Genomic DNA, 20,999 nt, shown 5'->3' with positions numbered 1-20,999 from the left:
TTGGAGAAAGCAGGATGCAATTAAACTGGAATTTATTAGGGGTTGGCGCGTGGTTAATTGTTTTTTGTTTGGTAGCGGTGATTATCTTTGATATTCGACGCCGTCATTTAAAAATGATTGTCGTGCACCGCAAGCACCACTCATTAGGCAATGTCTGCTGGGATTTTTGTGAGTTTATTGGCGCTTTTGTGTTAGTGGGCTTTATGTTTTATATGACTTTTTTAGATAAAGTTGATGTGAAAGATACACAGCGCGTTCAATTGAGCTATACGGTTAAACCTCTAGTGATGCAGACCAAGAATGGTCAAGGTTATTATGTAGAAGTTAAGTCAGCAGACAATAAAAAAACGGTTAAGTATTATAATTATTGGGTCCAAGGAGCTAAGTACAGTATTCCGGGCAATAATGCCTCAGTTTTAGATGGTAATCAATCAGCTAGTTTAAACGCGAAGAACTATCCGTGGCCAAATACGAAACGCTATGATCAAAAATATCAGCAAGCATATGTGATGATGATGGTGGCTCATTATAAGAATAACTGGCGCAACGGCTTAGGCGTTCATGCCGGTAATGTAGCGACGGATTATGCATTGATTCGTATTCCTGGAACCACTTTTGTTAAAACATTGGATTAAAAAAGTTCCTCAATGACTATTGAATGAGTCAAATTGAGGAACTTTTCTTATGGTTATTTATTTAGCTGCTTTTTTGGGCAGCTTTTTCAAATTTTGAGCATTAATCACAATTTTATGGTTCAGTTCAACGACGTTATCACTATCTTGTGGATCAAAGTCTTCAATGTCTAATAAAACGGCATTGGTATAGATCTTTTCAACCGTGCCAACGAAGGGCTTTTCTAAATCTTCTTCGACTGAACCTTGTAATTTGTCGCCGACTTTAATATTGGCAATTTTCATGTGTAGTTCCTCCTGGACTAATTAAACGTGGAGTTGGTTTTGAGTTTAAGCGAAGACCATTGATAGTGCGCCAAGCTTGGTGTTTTTCCCATTTTGGTAAAATTCTTGGAAAGATTGTACGCCAAAGGTTGAGCACTATCAAGCAACAGTAGCTTAAAAAGTTAGAGCTACCAGAATTCCTGGTCGGTAGAATTCTTAAGTACTATCTTACCACAGATAGTTGCCAAAGAAGGATTATCCGGTCGTTAATTGGAAGTTGGAACGATAAAAGTAAGGCTTACTTTTGGCCTGGGTTCTTTAATTGAACAATTTAAAAGGAGTAAATTAATGAAAAAGATTATTGTTATTACCGGTGCGAGCGGTGTAGGTAAGACGACCGTCAGTCATTATTTGACGCAAGCATACCAAATTCCGAGTGTTGTAACGCATACGACGCGTCCGCAACGCGTTAACGAGCAAAATGGGGTGGATTACTATTTTGAGACGCCCCAGAGTTTTCTCTTAAATGATTATCTAGAACAAGTTACATATGCTCACCATCAATATGGCTCTTCGCGCCAGGGCTTACAGCGGGCTTTTGCGAAAGCTGAGATAGTTAGTATCGTTTTAGACACTAAAGGTGCTTTGACGTATTTAAAAGCTTATCCCCAGCAAGTAGTCATTTGGTTTATAACTGCTGATCGGCAAGTTTTACAGCAACGGCTGTTGCAGCGTGGGGATCAAACGGCAGCAATTCACCAGCGGTTAACCAGTCAAGAATTTGCGCGTGACTTGCAACTGCCGAAGGCTTTAAAAGGTACAGCGTTGGTTTTGATTAATGATTCTTGGCCCCAATTAAAGCAGACCATTGATCAATTGATTACAAAGATGTCATAAAATTCGGGATTTGTAACGGTTTGTTTGTTTGTTTGTAACATGATTGCAATGTAAGAAGTGTACTATTTTGATTGTTAAGTTATTTCCAAATTAAATTCAAATCAATTCTCGTAAAAATAACTTGTTACTTATTCTCGGAGGCGAACAATTTTCATGATTTCTAAAAAACATTTTCTTAGTTTAATTGCTGCAGGTGTTATTGGTATTTCTACTTCTACATTTTTAAGTCATAATCAAGACGCACAAGCTGCTAATGTTGGTGATGGTGTGACTGTTACTAGCAACAATCAAGTCGGTTTGCGGAGCCAACCAAATAATGCTGGCACTTTAACTGGACAATATGTTTCGAACGGATCTTCTTGGGCTGTGACACAAATTAGTGCTGATGGTCAATGGTATAACTTAGGTCAAAATGATTGGATTCCAGCTAATGATGTTACAGACATGACAGAAGCCCGGAATGCGAAAGTTCAAAAAGTAATTAACATGGCACAAATTCAAGGCGGTAAGCCTTACGTTTGGGGCGCTAAAGGACCAAATTCCTTTGATTGCTCCGGTTTAATGTATTACGTCTTTAAACAAGCTTTAGGTGTCGATATTGGTGGTTACACAGTAGCGCAAGAAAGTGCTGGTCCGAAGGTTTCTGTAAATGATTTACAACCTGGTGACTTAGTTTTCTGGGGTTCACAAGGTAATTCTTATCATGTTGGTTTATACATTGGTAATAATCAATACATTCATGCTCCACAACCTGGTCAAGGTGTTCAAGTTTCCACAATTTCTGGTTACTTCTATCCATCATTTGGTGTGCGGGCAATTAACTAAAACCAATTCAATAAATAATTAAGTTAACCAGCGGCAATTGTAGCTGGTTTTTTTATTGTGTAAAAATATTTGGTCGTTAAGCGATATGAAGTGCAGTGTGTTTATTAGCGCTCCAAACAGCAGAAGTCCGCGTTTAGCTACGAATAAGTCTTCAAGTTTACAAAGCAAAACTTAAGTCCTTTATCTAGGCTATACTCAACTTCTAAGCGCTGCTGGTCGCAGTATTGATCTAGCGCTCCAAGTGTCAAAAGCCTGTGTCTAACTACGAATAAATAATCAAGTTAAAAACCGCAACTTAATTGTTTATTCTAGGTTAGTCCGCGGCTTTTAAGCGACACTTGTCGCAGTGTGTTTATTAGCGCTCCAAAAACCAAAAGTTTGCGTTTAACTACACCTAAAAACTCAAGTCAAAGACCGACTTAAGCTTTTAGGTTAGGTTAATCCTCAACTTTTAACCGGTTTTTGTCGCAGTATTGTATGATAGAAAAGAGAAGCAATCCATGACACAATTAAAAGTATATACAACAGTTTTACCGCCTGAAATTCAACGTTCCCAAATTTTGCAGTGGTTGGCGCAGCAGACCCAAATTTTTTTGTGGGAAAATCCGCCGCGCACGCAACAATTATTTACGGCTGGTAGCGTTTTGCAGGCTAAGAGTTCCCAACCAATTACTATGGGCGCAGCACAAAATTTATTACAAGAAGCTCAAACGACGTTACAGTTAACACCTTCTAGTAGTTGGGAAGATGTTAAATTAGTTGGTAGTTTTTTGTTTGATCCGAAAGATTCCCGGAACTCAACTTGGGGCGCTTTACAAAACGGAATTGCCTTCATCCCAGAAGTCAGTTTTTTTCAAACAGCTCAACAATGGCAGTTAACAGTAATTGCCACGGATGAAACCAAGTTAAACGAAATTATTAACACTATTTTGCAGTTACCGAATTTGGCACCCCAGGCGGTACAGCTAGTTAATTATCAAGAACAGGCAGTGGATCAATGGTCAACTGCCGTAGCAACAGCAGTAGCACAAATTAAGCAAACACAATTACAAAAGGTAGTTTTAGCACGACAGGCTACGGCTCAATGTGCGGCTACCAACTGGGTAGCAGTTTGGCTTTATTTGAGTCAAAAGCAACCAGGATATCATATTTTATTAAGTGTGCCAGGAGCTAGTTTTATTAGTATTACGCCGGAGCGGTTAGCTAGTTTCCAAGCGCAGATGGTACAAACCGGTGCAGTGGCTGGTACGATTGCCAATGATGTTGATCAACAAAAGGCAACACAATTGGCCCACGAATTATTACATGATGCCAAAAACCGCCAAGAGCATGATATAGTAGTTCGAGGGATTAAACGAGTTTTACAGCAAGCGCAATTGACGGTGCAAGCACCAGCAACGCCGGAAATCTTAACTACTGCTAATTTGCAACATTTGTACACCCCGATTACAGGTCGCGGCCTAGTTCAGCCGTGGTCGATTATTGCACAATTGCATCCAACGCCCGCCTTGGGCGGGATGCCCCAACAATTAGCGGTAGAATTAATCAGGCAGTTGGAACCCCATGCTCGTGGTTTATTTGGGGCCCCCATTGGTTATTTATCCGCTCAACAAACCGGCGAATTTGCGGTTGGTATTCGGAGCGCTTTAATCAAAGATCAGCAATTGGTTTTCTTTGCTGGGGCAGGGATTGTAGCCGATTCCCAGGCTGCTTCAGAGCAAAAAGAGACGGGACTGAAATTACAATCACTATATCAAGCTTTACAAAAGTAAACACGGATTAATTCGTAAAATTATCGAAGGAAGTAATCACAATGACCATTGGTGAAAATTATTTAACACAACAATTAACACCATTTTTAGAAACTTTTTTGTCCAACGGGATTACCGAAGTTGTTTTATCACCGGGTTCACGTTCGACGCCGGTGGCGATTTTATTAGGTAAACTTGCAGATTTAAAACGGTTAACGTTACACGTAGATGTTGATGAACGTTCGGCGGCTTTTCTGGCGTTGGGCATTGCCAAAACTAAAAAACAGGCGGTGTTATTAGTCTGTACTTCAGGCACGGCTGCGGCTAATTATTATCCAGCAATTTGTGAAGCCCAGGCCAGCAATATTCCCTTATTAATTCTGACGACCGATCGCCCCCCCGAACTGCAACAAGTTGGTGCGCCACAGACGTTGACTCAAGAACGTCTTTACGGTCAACAAGTCAAGGCCTTTTACCAACTACCAACGCCTCAAGCAACTTTACCTACCCAGGCCCAAAAATATTTTAGTTATATTGCCCAAAAAGCTGTGCAATTAGCTTTACAAACACCCCAAGGGCCTGTACACCTTAACTTACCGTTGCGCAAGCCCTTGTTGCCCGCGACCGCACAAGAATTACCAACTGCCCAGCTGTCAGTAGCCCAACAATGGCAGGGCCAAGTAGCCAGTCCACAATTAATTCAGCAAGTTCAGGATTTGTTACGCAATAAAAAAGGCCTCATTCTTGCGGGCCCGCAGGTGGGGACGCAACAAGATACTGCTAGTGTCCTGGAATTTGCGCACACGATGAATTGGCCGATTATTGCGGATCCTTTGAGTTGCTTGCGAGGACAGGAAGCGGTCTTAACTACTGGCGATTGGTTGTTTCAACAAGCGAATTCTTGGCCTGCTGACCTAAAGCCAGAGGTAATTCTTCGCTTGGGAGCAACACCGGTTTCTGCCGCCTTAAGTGATTGGCTGGCAAAAACGACCATTCCGGTAGTTTATTTAGATGCTAATCGCGCTCAATTAGACCATACGTTAAATACGACCATCGCGATCGCCTTAGCGCCACAGCAATTATTGCCCGCTTTACAATTACCACCCAGTCCAAGTACTTGGTTGGCTCAATGGCAACAACTTGATCGCCGACTGCGTCAAGTTATAACGCAAGCTGTTACTTCGTCGACGACATTAACGGAACCGCAAATTGCTTGGACCTTAGGGCAGAATCTCCCAGCGGATTCCGCTTTGTTTGTCAGCAATTCCATGCCAATTCGGGAAATTGATGATTATTTTGCTCCCACCAAGCCACAGTTAGTGTTGGCTAATCGAGGTGCAAACGGAATTGATGGGATCAATTCGACCGCGTTAGGGATGGCTAGTCAGCGGTCAAAAAATTCATACTTATACATTGGTGATTTGGCCTTTTTCCATGACCTAACCGGCTTAATGATGGCGCGCCAAGAAAAACTACAACTAACAATCATTGTGCAAAATAATCAGGGGGGCGGCATTTTTTCCTTTTTGCCACAAGCGCAAGAGCCCACACAATTTGAAAAAGTTTTTGGCACTCCTTTAAATTATCAAATTGCCGATGTAGCGCAGTTATTTGGTGGTCAATATTATCGCGCACACAAGCAAAGCGAATTGGCACAATTGCTGGCACAAGAGCAGACGGGTTTGACCATTATTGAAGTCACGACTAAGCGTCCGTTATTGACACAAATTGATGGTCAAATTAAAGCGGCCGTGGCTACTTTTTGGGAGCAAGACTTTCATGAAAATTAAAATAGCACAGCAAACTTTTTATGTTACTAAAACGGGGCAAGCAACGCCTCATTGGGTATTTTTGCACGGTTTTATGGGAAGTGGTGCCGATTTTGCGCGTATTGGAGCACAATTGCCGGGGACGAGTTGGTATATTGATTTACTAGGTCATGGGCAAACTTCCAAAGTTTACACTGCCTCCACTTATGCCATGGAACAACAAGTGCAAGTTTTAGAGCAGTTATTGCAGCAATTACTGGGTTATCAACCAATTAATCTTGTAGGTTATTCAATGGGTGGCCGCTTGGCATTAGGGTATGCTTTCGCTTATCCCAAACGGTTATTAAATTTGATTTTAGAAAGTAGTACCGCAGGACTAAAAACTGTTGACCAACAAACAGCCCGGCGGGCGCATGATGCTCTGTTAGCGCATCAATTACAAACGCGACCGTTAGTCGAATTTGTTAACCAGTGGGAGCAACTACCATTGTTTGCTTCCCAACGGCAGTTGCCAGCCCAATTACAAGCTCAGATTCGACAACAACGTTTAACTCAAGATCCCAAAGCTTTAGCAGCCAGTTTATTAGGGATGGGAACGGGGGCAATGCCGAATTTTTGGCCTCAATTGGTTCAATTATCCTTACCAGTAACGTTGATTACTGGAGCGCAAGATGCAAAGTTTCGGAAAATAACGCAACAAATAGCGCAACAACTACCACGAGTTCAACGTTACGTAGTGGCACAGGCCGGCCATAATGTGCATTTAGAGCAGCCTAAGATTTACCGAATGATTTTACGGAGTTTAGCCGATGCAACTTAAACAGTTAAAATTATTACCATTAACTTTAACATTAAAGAAACCGTTTGTTTCCGCACATGAAACCATGCAAAAACGCCCCGTCACCTTAGTGGCATTAGCTGATGAACAAGGCAATTGGGGTTATGGGGAAATTGAGGCTTTTCAAACCCCATTTTATACCGCACAAACCCAAGCCATGGCCGTAAGTGTTTTACAGCAATTTTTATGGCCGTTAATTAAGAACCAAGAATTTAGTGATCCTAAGCAAATGTGGCATAAGTTACAAGCAGTCAAAGCTAATAACTTTGCGAAAGCCGCTCTAGATATGGCAATGTGGGACTTATTTGCACAAAGACGGCACCAAAGTTTGGCCGCGGTCTTGGCGGATATTAGTGGCTTACCATATAAAAAACAAGTACCGGTAGGCATTAGTGTCGGCTTGCAGGATTTAGCGGCAACGCGCACTGCTGTGAATAAGGCACTCCAAGCTGGTTATACCCGAATTAAAATCAAGGTCAATGGTAATCAAGATTTACAGCGTATTCAACAATTACGCCAAAGCATGCCCGATTTTAATTTAACGTTGGACGCTAATGGCAGTTTGCGGTGGACAAAAAGCTTAGCGCATGAAATCGATCAATTAAAATTAACCTTTATTGAAGATCCGTTTGCACCCAGTGAATTCCAACAAAGTGCTGACCTACAACAACAAATGCAAACACCGCTGTGTTTTGATGAACCGATTGAGGATGTTCGCAGTGCTTTGACCTCCGTGGCACTGCAACAATGTCAAATCGTTAGTGTTAAATTAGCAGTGATGGGGGGCATTACCCCAGTTTTGCAGTTAATTCCAGCGCAAACGCAACGAAAATTTCTAATGTGGTGTGGCGGTATGTTAGAAGGTGGGATTGGTCGGGCCGCTAATTTAGCACTCGCTAGCTTAGCCAATTTTAATTTTCCGGGTGATTTATCGGCCAACAGTCGCTATTATGAGCATGATTATACGACGAGTTTATTGTTTAATCAGGGCCAGTTACAGGTGCCACAAAAAATTGGTTTGGGAGTACAATTATTACCGGAATATCAACAGTTATTACAGCAACAACCAACTTTATAAATAGGAGTAAGTTATGAAACGAACGCAAACCATTGATTTAAAGTGGCTATTATTGGGGACGCTAATCACGAGTATCGCCATGAGTTTTATTTGGCCTTTGAACACTATTTATATGCATGAAACTCTACATCAAAGTTTGGTTACAGCTGCGGTGGTCTTATGTATTAACCAAGTTGCCACGATGGCAGGTAATGTGTTAGGAGGCCATTTATTTGATCATTGGGATCCGTACTATACGATTTTGTTAGGTGTTAGTCTCAATATTGTGGCTTTAGGATGTTTGGTAATTTGGCATGGTTGGCCCAGTTACGCAATTTTAATTACACTGTCTGGTTTTGCGAATGGAATTTCCGCCACTTGTGAAAATTCCTTGGCGACGCATGTCACCAAACGGGCGGCTAGTTACGTGTTTAATGCCACCTATTTCATGTTAAATCTTGGCATTGTGATTGGCACAGCCATTGTGGGCTATATCTTACCATTGGGTATTGCGACAGTTTTTTTGGCCGCAGTTTTGATTCAGATTATCTTTTTAATAGTGGTTTTTTGTTTTTATCGGATTCAAATTACTCCTGCTACACAAACTGCTGGTACTAAAGTCGTACAACAACGTCAGCAAGGCTACTTCGGTAAAATCGTGGGCGCGTTAATTACGGTTTTGTGTGCGTGGCTGGTCTATACACAATGGCAAAGTAATCTATCCACTTTTATGGTTGGTCAAGGTTATCAAGTCAAAGATTATAGTTTACTCTGGACTTTTAACGCAATTGTGATTGTGATCTGCCAACCATTTATTACGCATTTTGACAAGTTTTTGATGCAGCATTTAAGGGCGCGATTAAATGTTGGCTTGGTGCTTTTTATTGGTTCCTTTGTTTTCTTATTGAGTAATCGCCAGTATGTGGGTTATTTTATTGCGATGGGGATTTTAACTTTAGGCGAAATTCTGTTATATCCCGGTATCTCAAGTTGGGTAGCTGCCAAAACGCCTACGGCCATGAGTGGCTATTTTCAAGGGCGCGTGCAAATGTTTACAGCCGCCGGTAAAGCATTGGGTCCCATTTTTGGTGCGGTCATTATTGGCCAGTTAAGTTACCACTGGCTGTTTGCTTTATGTATTGTTGTTTTAATCATCGCTTGCTGTTGCTTCAATCTGCTGTCGCCAAAACATTGATGGTTGTTATTCCATCAAAATAAGCCATGAACTAATTGAGTTCATGGCTTATTTGCTGTGGTAGCAGCTTTTATGCTTGTTGTTGTGCAGCTAATTGTTGATAGTGAGTAATTTCTTCTTCAGTACAAAAAACAGAATGTCCAGGAGTGATCTCGCGTAATTTACGTTGGTGATCCGGATTACTATCTTCAATGGAAGCATCATAAGCAATTCGGGTGCGCTGCCGCTCTAATTCGGGATCTGGCGTAGGCACCGCGGACAGTAAGCTCTTAGTATAAGGATGCAATGGGTGATTATAAACTTCTTCAGCATCACCCATTTCCATTAACTTGCCTTGATGCATTACGGCAATGCGGTCACTAATATATTTAACCATTGATAAATCGTGGGCAATGAAGAGGTAAGTTAAATTACTGCGATTTTGAATGTCTTTCATTAAGTTAACTACCTGTGCTTGAATGGAAACATCCAACGCAGAAATTGGTTCGTCAGCAATAATAAACTGAGGATCAACAGCCAAAGCGCGCGCAATGCCGATCCGCTGGCGTTGCCCACCCGAGAATTCATGCGGGTAACGAGTTGCATGATCAGGATTTAAACCTACGATTTTGAGCAAATCGTTAACACGTTGATCACGTTCTTGGTCATTTTTAACGAGGTGGTGAATGTCTAAACCTTCAGCAATAATATCTTTTACTTTCATCCGCGGGTCTAAGGAAGCATATGGATCTTGGAAAATCATTTGCATTTCCCGCCGAAAATTTAACATTTCAGCACTATGATTTTTGATTTGACTTACATCTTGACCGTCAAACAAAATTTTGCCGGCAGTTGGATTGTATAAGCGGATAATACTGCGACCGGTAGTACTTTTACCCGAACCAGATTCACCGACTAAGCCGAAGGTTTCACCTTCATAAATGTCAAAACTAATATCGTCAACCGCCCGGACTTCATTAGGCTTACCAGGACTAAAATACTGTTTTAAATGTTGAACTTGAACGATCTTTTTCTTGTCACTCATTAATTGGTTCCTCCCTCAATGGGATCAGTTATTTGACCATTGTGGAGTAAATGATCATATTCCTGTGCGCGTTTGACAATAGCAGCAGGGGGCTCAACTTTCGGTGCATCGGGGTGCAATAACCACGTAGCCGCATAATGTGTATCGCTGACTTTAAAGAATGGTGGTTGAGCTTCCACATCAATTTTCATAGCATACGGATTCCGGGGGGCAAAAGCGTCGCCTTTGGGTGGATCCAATAAGTCTGGTGGCGTGCCCGGAATGGATGATAGCTTAGTGCCTTTAGTATCTAACGTAGGCATTGAACTTAATAGCCCCCAAGTATAAGGGTGTTTTGGTTGATAAAAGATTTCATCAACTGTGCCATATTCAATAATTTTGCCAGCATACATCACAGCCACGCGATCGGCAATACCGGCCACCACACCTAAGTCATGCGTAATAAAAATAATTGAAGTTTCAAGTTTTTCTTGTAGTTCGCGCATTAAATCAATAATTTGGGCTTGCACGGTAACATCTAAAGCCGTGGTCGGTTCGTCAGCAATTAAGATTTCAGGGTAATTGACAATGGCAATAGCAATCACAATTCTTTGCCGTTGGCCACCAGAAAATTGGTGGGGATAATCTTTCATCCGTTCTTTCGCATTCGGAATACCGACTAATTCAAGAACTTCTTGAGCACGTTTGAGCGCCTTTTCTTTGGAAATTTTGCCGTGAATTCGCAGTGGTTCTGCTACTTGTTTACCAATCGGCATTGTTGGATCTAACGAAGTCATCGGATCTTGGAAAATCATTGAAATGTCATTCCCACGGTGATGATCCATTTGTTTTTCTGATTCTTTGAGTAAGTCGTTACCTTTATATAAAATTTCCCCATTGGTAATTTGGGCGTTAGAAGCTAACAAGCCCATGATACTTCTGGTAGTAACGGACTTACCGGAACCGGATTCACCAACGATGGCGAGCGTTTCACCCTTACGTAAAGTAAAGCTGACATCTCGAATAGCCTTCACAGTACCGGCAAAAGTTTTAAAATCAATTTGTAAATGTTTAACTTCTAGAATATTATTCGCCATTATGTCAACCTCCTTATTCTGATTTTGGATCAAACGCGTCGCGTAAGCCATCAGCAAATAAATTAAAGGCAATCATTAAAATACAAAGGACTAAAGCGGGGTACCACATTTGATATGGTAAGAACCGGAAAGCTTTTTGACCATCAGATAATAAGGTACCTAATGAAGCGTTTGGAGCTGGAATCCCAATTCCGATGAAACTGAGGAAAGCTTCAAAGAAGATGGCATTGGGAATGGAAAACATCGTTTGAATAATGATTGTTGAAGATAAATTAGGAATTAAATGCTTCATCGCAATTTTGAAGGGTGATTCACCCAAAGTTAACGAAGCCAAAATATATTCTTCTTCTTTTAACTGTAAAGTTTGCGCTCGAATGAGTCGCGCCATCGTGACCCAACTACTAAAGGCAATCGCGATGATAATCGAAGAAAGTCCCGGTTTTAAGACTAATAACAGCAAGATAACAATGATTAAGTTAGGCACGGAAGAAATAATTTCGATAATGCGTTGCAGAACTAAGTCCACCGTCCCACCTTTCCAACCGGAAATAATCCCGTAAGGTAGACCAATTAATAAGTCGACCAAGGTGGCAACTACCGCAATAATTAGTGATAAACGCGTTCCATAAAGGATTCGTGAGAATAAATCACGTCCAAGATAATCAGTCCCTAGAATGTAAGTCCGATTCTTCGGCACATTATTGGTTTCATAAGGATTAGTTTTAATGCCAGCAGCATTCTTAATTTCTCCACGAAAACCTGGAATATTGGTATTGGCAATACGGGGAGGTAAATTGGCGTAATCGGGATTTTGCGCGTTCGGGTCTCTGGGTGAAAGAATCGGGGCACAAAAAGCTACGACCGCAATTAAGACTAAAACAATAAACGAAACGACCGCGACTTTATCCTTTCTTAAACGCCGCACGGCATCTTGGAAAAAAGTTAATGAAGGTGCGCTAATTTTTTCCTGATTTTGAGTTTGGTCACTACTGAGTTTTTCAAAACTATCAGCTGTGATTTTGAGATCAGCCATTAGTTAGCCCCCTTACTATTAGTTAAGCGAATACGTGGATCGATAATACTATATAAAATATCAGTAATTAATAACATTACCATGAACATGATGGAGTAAAAAATTGTTAAGCCCATGATCGTGGGGTAATCGTTGGTCATGATTGACTTGACGAATTGTTCCCCAATACCAGGAATGGAGAAAATGTTTTCAACCACCAAAGAACCAGTTAAGATATTAGCAGTTAACGGTCCTAAAATTGTGATAACTGGAATTAAAGAGTTCCGCAGAGTATGTTTAACCACGGTTTGCCAGCGGGTATTTCCCTTAGCTTTGGATAATTCAATATAATCACTATTTAAGACATCAACCATTTCCGTCCGCATAAAGCGCGCGGTTTGGGCCAACGGCGAAACGGCTAATGCTAGAGACGGTAAGATACTAGACTGCCAACCATTCCACAACGCGATGGGCAACAGATGCCATTTAAAGGCAATGAAGAATTGTAACAAAACACCTAAGACGAAACTTGGAATCGAAATGCCCACAATGGAAACAAAAGTAGCTAAACTATCAATCCAGTTATTTTTGTTAATCGCAGCAATGGCTCCCAATAAAATACCAAGGAGTGAACCAATAATCATGGCTTGTGCCCCAATCAACATGGAAGGCTTTAAGCGGGTCATGATTAAAGAGAGTACGGGTTGATTATTAAATTGGAACGAGGTTCCAAAATCACCGTGTAATAAGTTAACAATATAAATTACATATTGTTGCCAAATGGGTTTATTTAAACCGTATTGTTCGTTCATGATTTTTAATTGTGCTGCCGAGAGTTTATCCTGATTCGAAAAGGGCGTCCCAGGCATCAATTTCATCATGAAGAAGGTCACACTAGCAACAATAAATAGTGTTAAAAGCATGTAACCAAGACGCTTGAGTATATATTTGGTCAATGTCACCAACTCCTTTGATATAAAACAAAAACAGAGTTCCAGCGTTACCTGTAACTCCGTTTTCATGAATTAATAATTGCTATTTTTTATGAACACGAAGTGAAGCTGTATCGTAGCTACCTGATGGACCATAATTCAAGTTTTGCACATTTGAGCGGGTCATATGGGCTTCACCAGTTTGATATAGTGGGATAATTCCTTGTTCTTTATTCAGAATATCCTGAGCTTGCTTCATGTCATTCCACCGTGCAGTGGCATTATTGGCATCGTCAGTTAAGCTCTTATTAACTAAGTTATCGTACTGACTATTACTCCAATTGCCATCGTTATTACTTGCGCCAGTGTTAAAGAGGGTTAAGAAGTTCGATGGATCAGGATAATCGGCATTCCAAGCAGTTACGACTAAATCGAAGTCACCATTCGTAGAACGGGTTAAACGGCTCTTAAACGGCACGTTATTCAGGGTAACTTTAACACCAGGTAGTTTTTCAAAGGCATTCTGTAAGAATTCACCTTGTTTTTTGGCAGAATCAGTATCATCACCTAATAAAGTCAAGTTGAACTTCTTACCAGTATTGCCAGTTTCGGCTAAACCTTGCTTCCAGAGCTGTTTAGCTTTGGTAGGATTGTATTCAGCAGTTTTGGCACTTTGTTTGGTTTCACTGACAAAGTCTTGGGATTTATTAGCGGGATCATAAGACATATCCGAAGGAGTAGTGGATAATAGTGGCACACTACCGTCGCCTAAAATCTTGTTAGTTAATTGCTGACGGTCAATCGACATTGCTAAAGCTTGCCGAATTTTTTGGTTCTTAAAGACGGGATCTTTCTTTTGGTTCATCTGCATGTAGAAAGTAGCATTCATTTTCTTAACATTAAAGCCCTTAGAATTCTTCATTTGCTTAGCAGTATCGCCAGTTAAGGTCACATCGTCAAGTTTATTCGATTGGTATAAGTTTAACGCGGTGGAAGGATCTTTAACTACTTGGTATTGCAGCTTTTTAACCTTAACGCGTTTAGCATCCCAATAGTTCGGATTCTTAACTTCATTCCAAGTATTGTCTGGACCATTCCATTTCTTCAAAGTATAAGGTCCGTTAAAGACTAGCGTTTTAGAACTAGTACCGTATTTCTTACCCCATTTATTAACAACCTTTTTATCCTGTGGGAAGAAAGTTGATGAAGTCATTAATTCATTAAAATAAGGAATTGGTTTTTCTAAATTAACTTGCAAGGTATGCTTGTCTAAAGCTTTAACGCCCAAGGAATTAACCGGCTTTTTGCCATCAGTAATAGCTTTGGCGTTGGCAATACCTTCATAGATATAAGCATATTGCGACTTAGTCTTAGGGTTAACTGTTCTTTGCCAAGCATAGACAAAATCGTTGGCAGTTACAGGATCACCATTGGACCATTTAACATTTTTACGTAATGGGAAAGTATAGGTTAGACCATTGTTAGTTGGCTTAACTACCTTAGTAGCAATCGCTGGTTTCACATCTTTACCATGGTAGCGATATAAACCATCCATTGTATCAGTTAGTGCTTGGGCACCAATGACGTCAGTATTCATGGAAGAATCCATGGTGGCGATCACATCTTTACGCATAATTCGTACAGTATCAGAAGGTGCAGCTGATTTGGAAGAGCCACAACCAGCTAAAACACCGATACTAACGAGTGCTGTTGTGCTAGCAACTAACACTTGTTTTAACTTCATAAAAACCTCTCCTCATTCATAAGCATTTAGTTAAGTTTACAATGTTTAAGATTAAAAGTAAACGGGTAATCTTAAAAATTGCTCATGGGCCAACTAATCTAGCTTCAATCAAAAAAATGCTTATTAATAAGTCGAATAAACTTACTAATAAACATTTAAATGTCATGAGAAAATAGTTCAGTAGTTATTTAATCTTTAAAGTTAACACATCACATTTACCAGCCGGGTCGTATTGCACATCCTTTAAACGTGAGCTCGTCAAGTGAGCTTCACCTTTTTGGTACAACGGTAAGACAGCCTGTTGTTCATTTAAAATATCTTGAGCTTGGACCATATCCTGCCAACGTTTGGTGGCGTTGTTGGAATCAGTGGTTAAACTCTTATTGACGAGATTGTCATAGCTACTATTGTTCCAGTGACCATCATTGTTGCTGGCATCGCTAGTGAACAGTGTTAAGAAATTAATTGGATCGGGATAATCAGCACTCCAACCAGTTACAACTAAATCAAAATCACCCGCATCGGTTTTGCTTAAGCGACTTTTGAAGGGAACGTTATTCAAATTAATTTTGACGCCTGGCAATTTTTCTAATTGGTTTTGTAAGAACTCGCCTTGCTTTTTGGAACCATCAGTATCATCACCTAACAAGGTCCAAGTGAATTTTTTATTAGTTTGACCACTTTCAGCTAAACCTTGACGCCATAATTTTTTGGCTAAAGTCGGATTGTACGTGGTATATTTTTGCCCCGATTTATTAGTAGCTTGCACAAAATCTTGCTGTTTATTGTTGGGGTTATAGGCCATTTGCTTGGGAGTGACTGACGAAACCGGAAAACTACCATCACCTAAAATTTGTTTAGTGAGCTGGGGGCGATCCAAACTCAAAGATAGGGCTTGGCGAATTTTGGCATTTTTAAACAGCGGGTCTTTTCTTTGATTAGTTTGGATATAGAAAGTCGCGTTTAATTTCACAATATTATAGGCTTTATCTTTACGCATTTGCTTGGCTGTGTCGCCACCTAAAACCACATCGTCTAATTTCTTGGATTGGTAAAGATTTAACGCGGTTGAGGGATCTTTGACCACTTGGTATTGTAATTTTTTAACTTTAACAGCGGAAGCATTCCAATACTGATTATTTTTAACTTCAGTCCAAGTAGTATCGGGACTACTCCAATTGATTAATTTATACGGCCCGTTAAACACTAATGTTTTGGAGCTGGTGCCATATTTTTTGCCCCACTTGGCATTGTTTTTTTGATTTTGAGGTAAAAAAGCATGAGTCGTCATTAATTGACTAAAATAAGGAACCGGTTGATTCAGTTGAACTTGTAATGTATGTCGATTTAAGGCTTTCACGCCCATGGTGGTTACGGCTTTTTTGCCCGCGGAAATATCCTTGGCGTTGACAATATTTTCAAAAGCATAAGCATATTGGGATTTGGTTTTGGGATTGACCGTTCTTTGCCAGGCATAGACAAAATCTTGGGCAGTTACGGGTTGACCATTGGACCATTTGGCATTTTTCCTTAAAGGAAAAGTATAGGTTAAACCGTTATTGGTCGGGGTCACAATTTTCGTGGCCATGGCGGGTTCTAATTGCTTGCCATGATAGCGATATAATCCTTCCATCGTATTACCTTGGTTTTGGGAACCAATCACATCGGTATTTAAAGAGGGATCCATCGTGGCAATGACATCTTTAGCCATAAATTTAACTGTACTATGGGAACTAGTTTGAGACTGATTCTGAGAATGACAACCAGCTAATAAACTACCGGCTAATAAACAAGTGCTACTTACTAAGAGCATTTTAGTAAACTTCATCAACATCACTTCCTTACTAAAAGATTATTCAAAGTGTACCGACTAATAATCTAAAAGTAAATAGTGATATTAAAAATAAATTATATAAAATGATGATAGATTAATTAATATCGAAAAAACACTGTTTACATAGCGAATTACTATTAAAAAAATTAAATATTTTGAAGTGGAAGCGGGCAATAAGAATTAATTTGCCAATAGTCGAGGGAGTGCAGCAGGGCAATTTGATTATTTGAGTAATGTGCGATTTTAGTTCGAAGCGTAAAAATTAACTCAGAGGAGCCAGCTTTTGAGCACTAGGTAATCTGAATTTTTGGAGAAGCTTTTTTGCTGCGGGCGCGACTTTGAGTTGGTAGTAGGTCCCGGTTGTGGTGAAGTATTTATCGATAATGGTGAGCTGTGTTTGGATATAATTATCCATTTTACCGTTAGTGTAGGGAATCAGCACGGCAATAGTTTGGTACTGCGCCGTCAAAAATTGTTCAATCAATTGTAACAATTGCCCAATATCGGCCGGATTTTGAGCGCTATAACGAATAGTATTGCGATTCATAGTCACGGCATTGGTCTTCGTTGTGACTAGATCTAGCTTGTTATATGCGTAGATCATGGGCTTTTGGTTGATGCCAATGGCTTGTAAGGTTTGCTCTGTAATTTGGACCATTTGTTCATGGTGAACATCAGCGGCATCAATGACCTGTACCAATAAGTCGGCATCTTGAGCTTGGGCTAAGGTTGATTTAAAAGCTTCAATTAAGTTGTGGGGCAGTTTACTGACAAAGCCGACGGTGTCGGATAATAAAAAATTAGTTTGGCGCGGTAATTTAATTTCCCGCACGGCTGTATCTAACGTGGCAAATAATTGGTCTTTGACTAAAACCTGTTTAGTCGTTTGTTGTTGAACATAATCTAAGATGGCATTTAAAGTGGTTGATTTACCAGCATTGGTATAACCTACTAGTGCCACTTTGGGCAGGCGCGATTGTTGTTGGCGCTGGCTTTGAACTTGTAGTGCGGTGTGCAGATGTTGTAGTTCATGTTTTAGTTGGGCGATTTGTTGTTGAATGGTCCGGCGGTTTAGTTCTAATTGGCTTTCACCGGTGCCACGGTTAGCTAAACCACCACCACGTTGTTGATCTAATGGATTGCCAGACGGGTGAATGCGTGGCAATTGGTATTGCAGCTGGGCAATTTTTACCTGAAGTTGGGCTTGGCGGCTATGAGCTCGTTGATTAAAAATCTGGAGAATTAGTTCCGTTCGGTCTAAAAAATTTAACTGCGTCAATTTTTCCAGATTGCGTAACTGAGCTGGGGTGAGTTCATCATTAACAATGATTAACTGAATAGCTTTGCGGTGAGCTAATTGAATAAGTTCTTGAATTTTTCCTTGACCAAAGTAAGTTTGATGATTAATTTGGGCCATATTTTGGGTCAGTTGAGCTTGCGGTTTTAAGTTGGCCGCCAAAGTTAATTGCTTTAATTCGGCCATCGAACTGGAAAAATCACTTTGAAATTGGCTGACGCCGATCAAAATAACTGGTATTAGTTGCTGCATAATAGACCTCCTGTAATTTAAGAAAGTGGGCTGATGATTTCAAATACTAATCTTAATATTATCTATTTTAGCTAAGATAGCTCATGGTGTATATTGAAGTTCTACTAGTTATAACTAAAAAAAGACTGATGTTAGTCAGTCTTTTTTTAATAGTAAAAATTATTCCAAAGCCTTTTTTTGTTGATGGCGGGCAATCATTGGTAAAATGGCACCGATTACTAGCATGACCAAGGGCTCAATAATATTTAAAGCTAAAACCTGATAGAACGTGGCAGTACCCGGTTTTTCATCAACGGGCCAAATGCCGAGTGTCGCAAAACCAAAGGTGATGGCAAAACACCAGATCCCTACCGCGACAGCTAATTTATTATTTTTAATAAAGACAAAATCGGAAGGATATTTTTTATCGTGCAGGCGCACTAGTATAAATGAAGAAAAGAGAAAACATGTAGTATATGGAGAAACAATACCGTTCAGATTTAAGAGTTGATTAAAAATAGAGTTCATATTCGGCAAGGTAGCGCTGGCGACCATTATAAAAGTACAGATGCCAGTCGTTAACCAATAGCCGTTAATCGGTAAGCCCCGACTATCTAATTTAGTTAAGCTCTTTGGTAAATATTTTTTCGCCGTATCGGATAAGAACATGCGCGTGCCCGCATCTAATAACACAGCCAATTGGGCCATCATATAAATGGCTTGGGTAATTGCAAAGGCGTATAAGAAGAACTTACCTAAGCCAAATTCAGCACCCATTTTTTGAAAAGCATAATAAGAACCGTTCATTTTTAGATCATTCGGTAAGTGATGGGCATTGAAGAAAATTCCTAGTGAAAATGAACCCAGCACGGTTAAGAAGCCGGTCATAATCGCTAACATCCACATGGCTTTAGGAAAGTCTTTTTTGCCGTTTTTCATTTCGGTTACATAAGGAGCCGCAAATTCACTCCCGTTCATGGCAAAAATAATTAACGCAAATGATCCTAAGTATTTCATATCGACATGCGGTAAAAAGGACTTCCAAGTAAATGGTTGGGTATGTGGTGCACCACCGTGTCCTAAATAGACAAAGGTCATGATGACATATAAAACCGTCATAATAAACATCGCGCCCCCACCGATAATACTGAAGAACTGCAGGGAATTTTTAAAGCGGTGTTCCAAGAAAATAAAGATGGTAAAGATAACGGCAGTTAATAAAGCAAACATGGCATTACTCATTTTATTAGATAGTGAGTTGTTACCAAAAATCAACCAGCCAAATGAAACAACCATTGAGTTAGCAACATCTACGATATAAGGCAAACCTGAGACCCAATAAGTCCAGGCACAGATATAACCCCAGAGATCGCCACTAGTATGACGAACCCAAGAAGTCATGCCGCCACCATCATGGCTAAAGACGGATCCCAGATGTCCCACAATCATCTCGTAAGGGACGACAAAAACAAATAACATTAAAATCCAAGTAGTCACCACGGCTAAGCCTTGGTTTTGAAAGTTATAAATAATATCATCAAAGCCGATGACTGTCACAAAATCCATTAAAGCGACTACGGGCCAGCTAATAAATTTTTTACGATCAGGGTCTAAATCTTCAAACATGATCGTCCTCCTCCAATTAATCAAAAACGTAAATAGTATACGCCAAAAAAGGTTTGACGCAAATATATAATTTATTGTACAATGCTATTTATCATATAATATAACATAATAAAAAATATTGTTGTGGAGGATATTATGACACCAGTTGTAGAATTAAAAAATATTCAAAAAGTTTATGGTCAGAAAAATACAGTCGCCACTCCAGTTTTAAAAGATATTAATTTGCAAGTAGATGCGGGTGAATTTGTGGGGATTATGGGTGCTTCTGGTTCGGGTAAGACGACGTTATTAAATACGATGTCGACGTTAGATCGACCAACCAGTGGCACGGTGACAATTAATGGTCAGGACATTACGCAGTTAAAGGGAAATCAATTAGCTGATTTTCGAGCGCGGCAAATTGGCTTTATTTTCCAAGACTTTAATTTATTAGATAATTTAACGGCTTTTGAAAATATTGCCTTGCCTTTATCCTTACAAAAAGTTAAACCGCGACTGATTCAACAAAAAGTACAGTTGGTTGCACAAAAGTTAGGCTTAGAGCAGTATTTAAAACATTATCCTAATCAATTATCGGGTGGGCAAAAACAACGCGTTTCGGCGGCTCGGGCCTTAATCAATGATCCAGCCTTGATTTTAGGTGATGAACCCACTGGTGCTTTAGATTCTAAAAGTGCCCGGGCTTTACTAGATACACTGACTAAAATTAATCAAACGGATCAAACTTCTATTTTAATGGTGACACATGATCCATTTTCAGCCAGTTTTTGCCATCGTATTTTGTTTATTCGTGATGGTCAAATTGGTTTGGAATTAAAGCGGCAACAAGCCACACGCCCGGAGTTTTATCAGCAAATATTAAATAATTTGGGTACTTTTGTGGAATAAGATTGAAAACAAAAATTTTCAATAGGAATTGAGCTGCTCTCAAGGTTATTTAACGACACGCAATCTTTAAGTACAAAGCAGCCTAAGTGTTAGTCCGTTTCTTTTAC

Annotated in this window: 18 protein-coding genes; 9 read left to right on the top strand and 9 right to left on the bottom strand. The window is 40.1% G+C overall.

The annotated features are described in order from the left end of the window. Positions 1-14: 14 nt before the first annotated feature. The gene (locus tag AC3B5S_RS03710; protein ID WP_489757021.1) at positions 15-635 is read left to right on the top strand and encodes an LVIS_2131 family protein; all 621 of its coding nucleotides are present in this window, start codon (positions 15-17) and stop codon (positions 633-635) included. Between the two features lie 57 nt (positions 636-692). On the opposite strand, the gene AC3B5S_RS03705 is transcribed toward AC3B5S_RS03710, so the two are convergent. Continuing rightward, the gene (locus AC3B5S_RS03705; RefSeq protein WP_489757022.1) at positions 693-917 is read right to left on the bottom strand and encodes a DUF2187 domain-containing protein; all 225 of its coding nucleotides are present in this window, start codon (positions 915-917) and stop codon (positions 693-695) included. A 327-nt stretch (positions 918-1,244) separates the two neighbouring features. Here AC3B5S_RS03705 and AC3B5S_RS03700 point away from each other — a divergent pair, with 327 nt between their 5' ends. The 7 genes from AC3B5S_RS03700 (at position 1,245) to AC3B5S_RS03670 (ending at position 9,228) form a co-directional block, all read left to right on the top strand. Further along, positions 1,245-1,793 carry an AAA family ATPase gene (locus AC3B5S_RS03700; RefSeq protein ID WP_489790084.1) on the top strand — a complete coding sequence of 183 codons (549 nt, stop codon included), beginning with the start codon at positions 1,245-1,247 and terminating at the stop codon, positions 1,791-1,793. Positions 1,794-1,946: 153 nt separating this feature from the next. Next, entirely contained in the window at positions 1,947-2,618 is a 672-nt protein-coding gene (locus tag AC3B5S_RS03695) for a C40 family peptidase (protein WP_489769267.1), read from the top strand. Positions 2,619-3,118: 500 nt separating this feature from the next. Then, positions 3,119-4,390 (top strand): isochorismate synthase, encoded by a 1,272-nt coding sequence (locus AC3B5S_RS03690; RefSeq protein WP_489790083.1) that lies wholly within the window; start codon positions 3,119-3,121, stop codon positions 4,388-4,390. Positions 4,391-4,431: 41 nt separating this feature from the next. Next, positions 4,432-6,159: a 2-succinyl-5-enolpyruvyl-6-hydroxy-3-cyclohexene-1-carboxylic-acid synthase gene (gene menD, locus AC3B5S_RS03685; RefSeq protein ID WP_489790082.1), complete on the top strand. Its 1,728-nt coding sequence runs from the start codon at positions 4,432-4,434 to the stop codon at positions 6,157-6,159. Beyond that, positions 6,149-6,958 carry a 2-succinyl-6-hydroxy-2,4-cyclohexadiene-1-carboxylate synthase gene (gene menH, locus AC3B5S_RS03680; RefSeq protein WP_489790081.1) on the top strand — a complete coding sequence of 270 codons (810 nt, stop codon included), beginning with the start codon at positions 6,149-6,151 and terminating at the stop codon, positions 6,956-6,958. The genes menD and menH overlap by 11 nt, the downstream gene beginning before the upstream one ends. Then, entirely contained in the window at positions 6,948-8,054 is a 1,107-nt protein-coding gene (gene menC / locus AC3B5S_RS03675; protein WP_489774707.1) for an o-succinylbenzoate synthase, read from the top strand. Before menH ends, menC begins: the two co-directional genes overlap by 11 nt. Positions 8,055-8,067: 13 nt before the next feature. Next, positions 8,068-9,228: an MFS transporter gene (locus tag AC3B5S_RS03670; protein WP_489774708.1), complete on the top strand. Its 1,161-nt coding sequence runs from the start codon at positions 8,068-8,070 to the stop codon at positions 9,226-9,228. 70 nt (positions 9,229-9,298) lie between these two features. On the opposite strand, the gene AC3B5S_RS03665 is transcribed toward AC3B5S_RS03670, so the two are convergent. The 8 genes from AC3B5S_RS03665 to AC3B5S_RS03630 form a co-directional block, all read right to left on the bottom strand. Further along, entirely contained in the window at positions 9,299-10,252 is a 954-nt protein-coding gene (locus tag AC3B5S_RS03665) for an ABC transporter ATP-binding protein (RefSeq protein ID WP_489757030.1), read from the bottom strand. Next, positions 10,252-11,328 carry an ABC transporter ATP-binding protein gene (locus AC3B5S_RS03660; protein WP_489757031.1) on the bottom strand — a complete coding sequence of 359 codons (1,077 nt, stop codon included), beginning with the start codon at positions 11,326-11,328 and terminating at the stop codon, positions 10,252-10,254. The genes AC3B5S_RS03665 and AC3B5S_RS03660 overlap by 1 nt, the downstream gene beginning before the upstream one ends. Positions 11,329-11,341: 13 nt before the next feature. After that, positions 11,342-12,361 carry an ABC transporter permease gene (locus AC3B5S_RS03655; RefSeq protein ID WP_489757032.1) on the bottom strand — a complete coding sequence of 340 codons (1,020 nt, stop codon included), beginning with the start codon at positions 12,359-12,361 and terminating at the stop codon, positions 11,342-11,344. Further along, positions 12,361-13,296, bottom strand: coding sequence for an oligopeptide ABC transporter permease (gene opp3b, locus AC3B5S_RS03650; RefSeq protein WP_489769262.1), 936 nt, complete (start codon positions 13,294-13,296; stop codon positions 12,361-12,363). The genes AC3B5S_RS03655 and opp3b overlap by 1 nt, the downstream gene beginning before the upstream one ends. Positions 13,297-13,375: 79 nt before the next feature. Continuing rightward, on the bottom strand, positions 13,376-15,016 hold the full coding sequence (locus AC3B5S_RS03645; RefSeq protein ID WP_489790080.1) for a peptide ABC transporter substrate-binding protein: 1,641 nt from the start codon (positions 15,014-15,016) through the stop codon (positions 13,376-13,378). 184 nt (positions 15,017-15,200) lie between these two features. Beyond that, on the bottom strand, positions 15,201-16,844 hold the full coding sequence (locus AC3B5S_RS03640) for a peptide ABC transporter substrate-binding protein (protein WP_489790079.1): 1,644 nt from the start codon (positions 16,842-16,844) through the stop codon (positions 15,201-15,203). Positions 16,845-17,112: 268 nt separating this feature from the next. Beyond that, a complete protein-coding gene (gene hflX / locus AC3B5S_RS03635; RefSeq protein ID WP_489790078.1) occupies positions 17,113-18,399 on the bottom strand; it encodes a GTPase HflX in 1,287 nt (428 codons plus the stop codon). A gap of 159 nt (positions 18,400-18,558) precedes the next feature. Continuing rightward, positions 18,559-20,004, bottom strand: a complete 1,446-nt coding sequence (locus AC3B5S_RS03630; protein WP_489757037.1) for an APC family permease — start codon at positions 20,002-20,004, stop codon at positions 18,559-18,561. A gap of 135 nt (positions 20,005-20,139) precedes the next feature. Between AC3B5S_RS03630 and AC3B5S_RS03625 the strand changes: the two genes are divergently transcribed. Continuing rightward, positions 20,140-20,892, top strand: coding sequence for an ABC transporter ATP-binding protein (locus AC3B5S_RS03625; RefSeq protein WP_489790077.1), 753 nt, complete (start codon positions 20,140-20,142; stop codon positions 20,890-20,892). Positions 20,893-20,999: the final 107 nt, after the last annotated feature.

This window comes from Bombilactobacillus sp. ESL1094, from assembly GCF_058107425.1.
The sequence above is the reverse complement of the archived record's forward strand: the minus strand, read 5'-3'. Positions and strand labels throughout refer to the sequence as shown.

Coding starts and splice junctions, on each gene's coding strand:
- AC3B5S_RS03625 (WP_489790077.1), top strand. CDS start 20,140: ATGACACCAGTTGTAGAATTAAAAAATATTCAAAAAGTTTATGGTCAG.
- AC3B5S_RS03710 (WP_489757021.1), top strand. CDS start 15: ATGCAATTAAACTGGAATTTATTAGGGGTTGGCGCGTGGTTAATTGTT.
- AC3B5S_RS03700 (WP_489790084.1), top strand. CDS start 1,245: ATGAAAAAGATTATTGTTATTACCGGTGCGAGCGGTGTAGGTAAGACG.
- AC3B5S_RS03690 (WP_489790083.1), top strand. CDS start 3,119: ATGACACAATTAAAAGTATATACAACAGTTTTACCGCCTGAAATTCAA.
- AC3B5S_RS03640 (WP_489790079.1), bottom strand. CDS start 16,844: ATGAAGTTTACTAAAATGCTCTTAGTAAGTAGCACTTGTTTATTAGCC.
- menD (WP_489790082.1), top strand. CDS start 4,432: ATGACCATTGGTGAAAATTATTTAACACAACAATTAACACCATTTTTA.
- AC3B5S_RS03665 (WP_489757030.1), bottom strand. CDS start 10,252: ATGAGTGACAAGAAAAAGATCGTTCAAGTTCAACATTTAAAACAGTAT.
- menC (WP_489774707.1), top strand. CDS start 6,948: ATGCAACTTAAACAGTTAAAATTATTACCATTAACTTTAACATTAAAG.
- hflX (WP_489790078.1), bottom strand. CDS start 18,399: ATGCAGCAACTAATACCAGTTATTTTGATCGGCGTCAGCCAATTTCAA.
- AC3B5S_RS03655 (WP_489757032.1), bottom strand. CDS start 12,361: ATGGCTGATCTCAAAATCACAGCTGATAGTTTTGAAAAACTCAGTAGT.
- AC3B5S_RS03670 (WP_489774708.1), top strand. CDS start 8,068: ATGAAACGAACGCAAACCATTGATTTAAAGTGGCTATTATTGGGGACG.
- menH (WP_489790081.1), top strand. CDS start 6,149: ATGAAAATTAAAATAGCACAGCAAACTTTTTATGTTACTAAAACGGGG.
- AC3B5S_RS03645 (WP_489790080.1), bottom strand. CDS start 15,016: ATGAAGTTAAAACAAGTGTTAGTTGCTAGCACAACAGCACTCGTTAGT.
- AC3B5S_RS03695 (WP_489769267.1), top strand. CDS start 1,947: ATGATTTCTAAAAAACATTTTCTTAGTTTAATTGCTGCAGGTGTTATT.
- AC3B5S_RS03630 (WP_489757037.1), bottom strand. CDS start 20,004: ATGTTTGAAGATTTAGACCCTGATCGTAAAAAATTTATTAGCTGGCCC.
- AC3B5S_RS03660 (WP_489757031.1), bottom strand. CDS start 11,328: ATGGCGAATAATATTCTAGAAGTTAAACATTTACAAATTGATTTTAAA.
- AC3B5S_RS03705 (WP_489757022.1), bottom strand. CDS start 917: ATGAAAATTGCCAATATTAAAGTCGGCGACAAATTACAAGGTTCAGTC.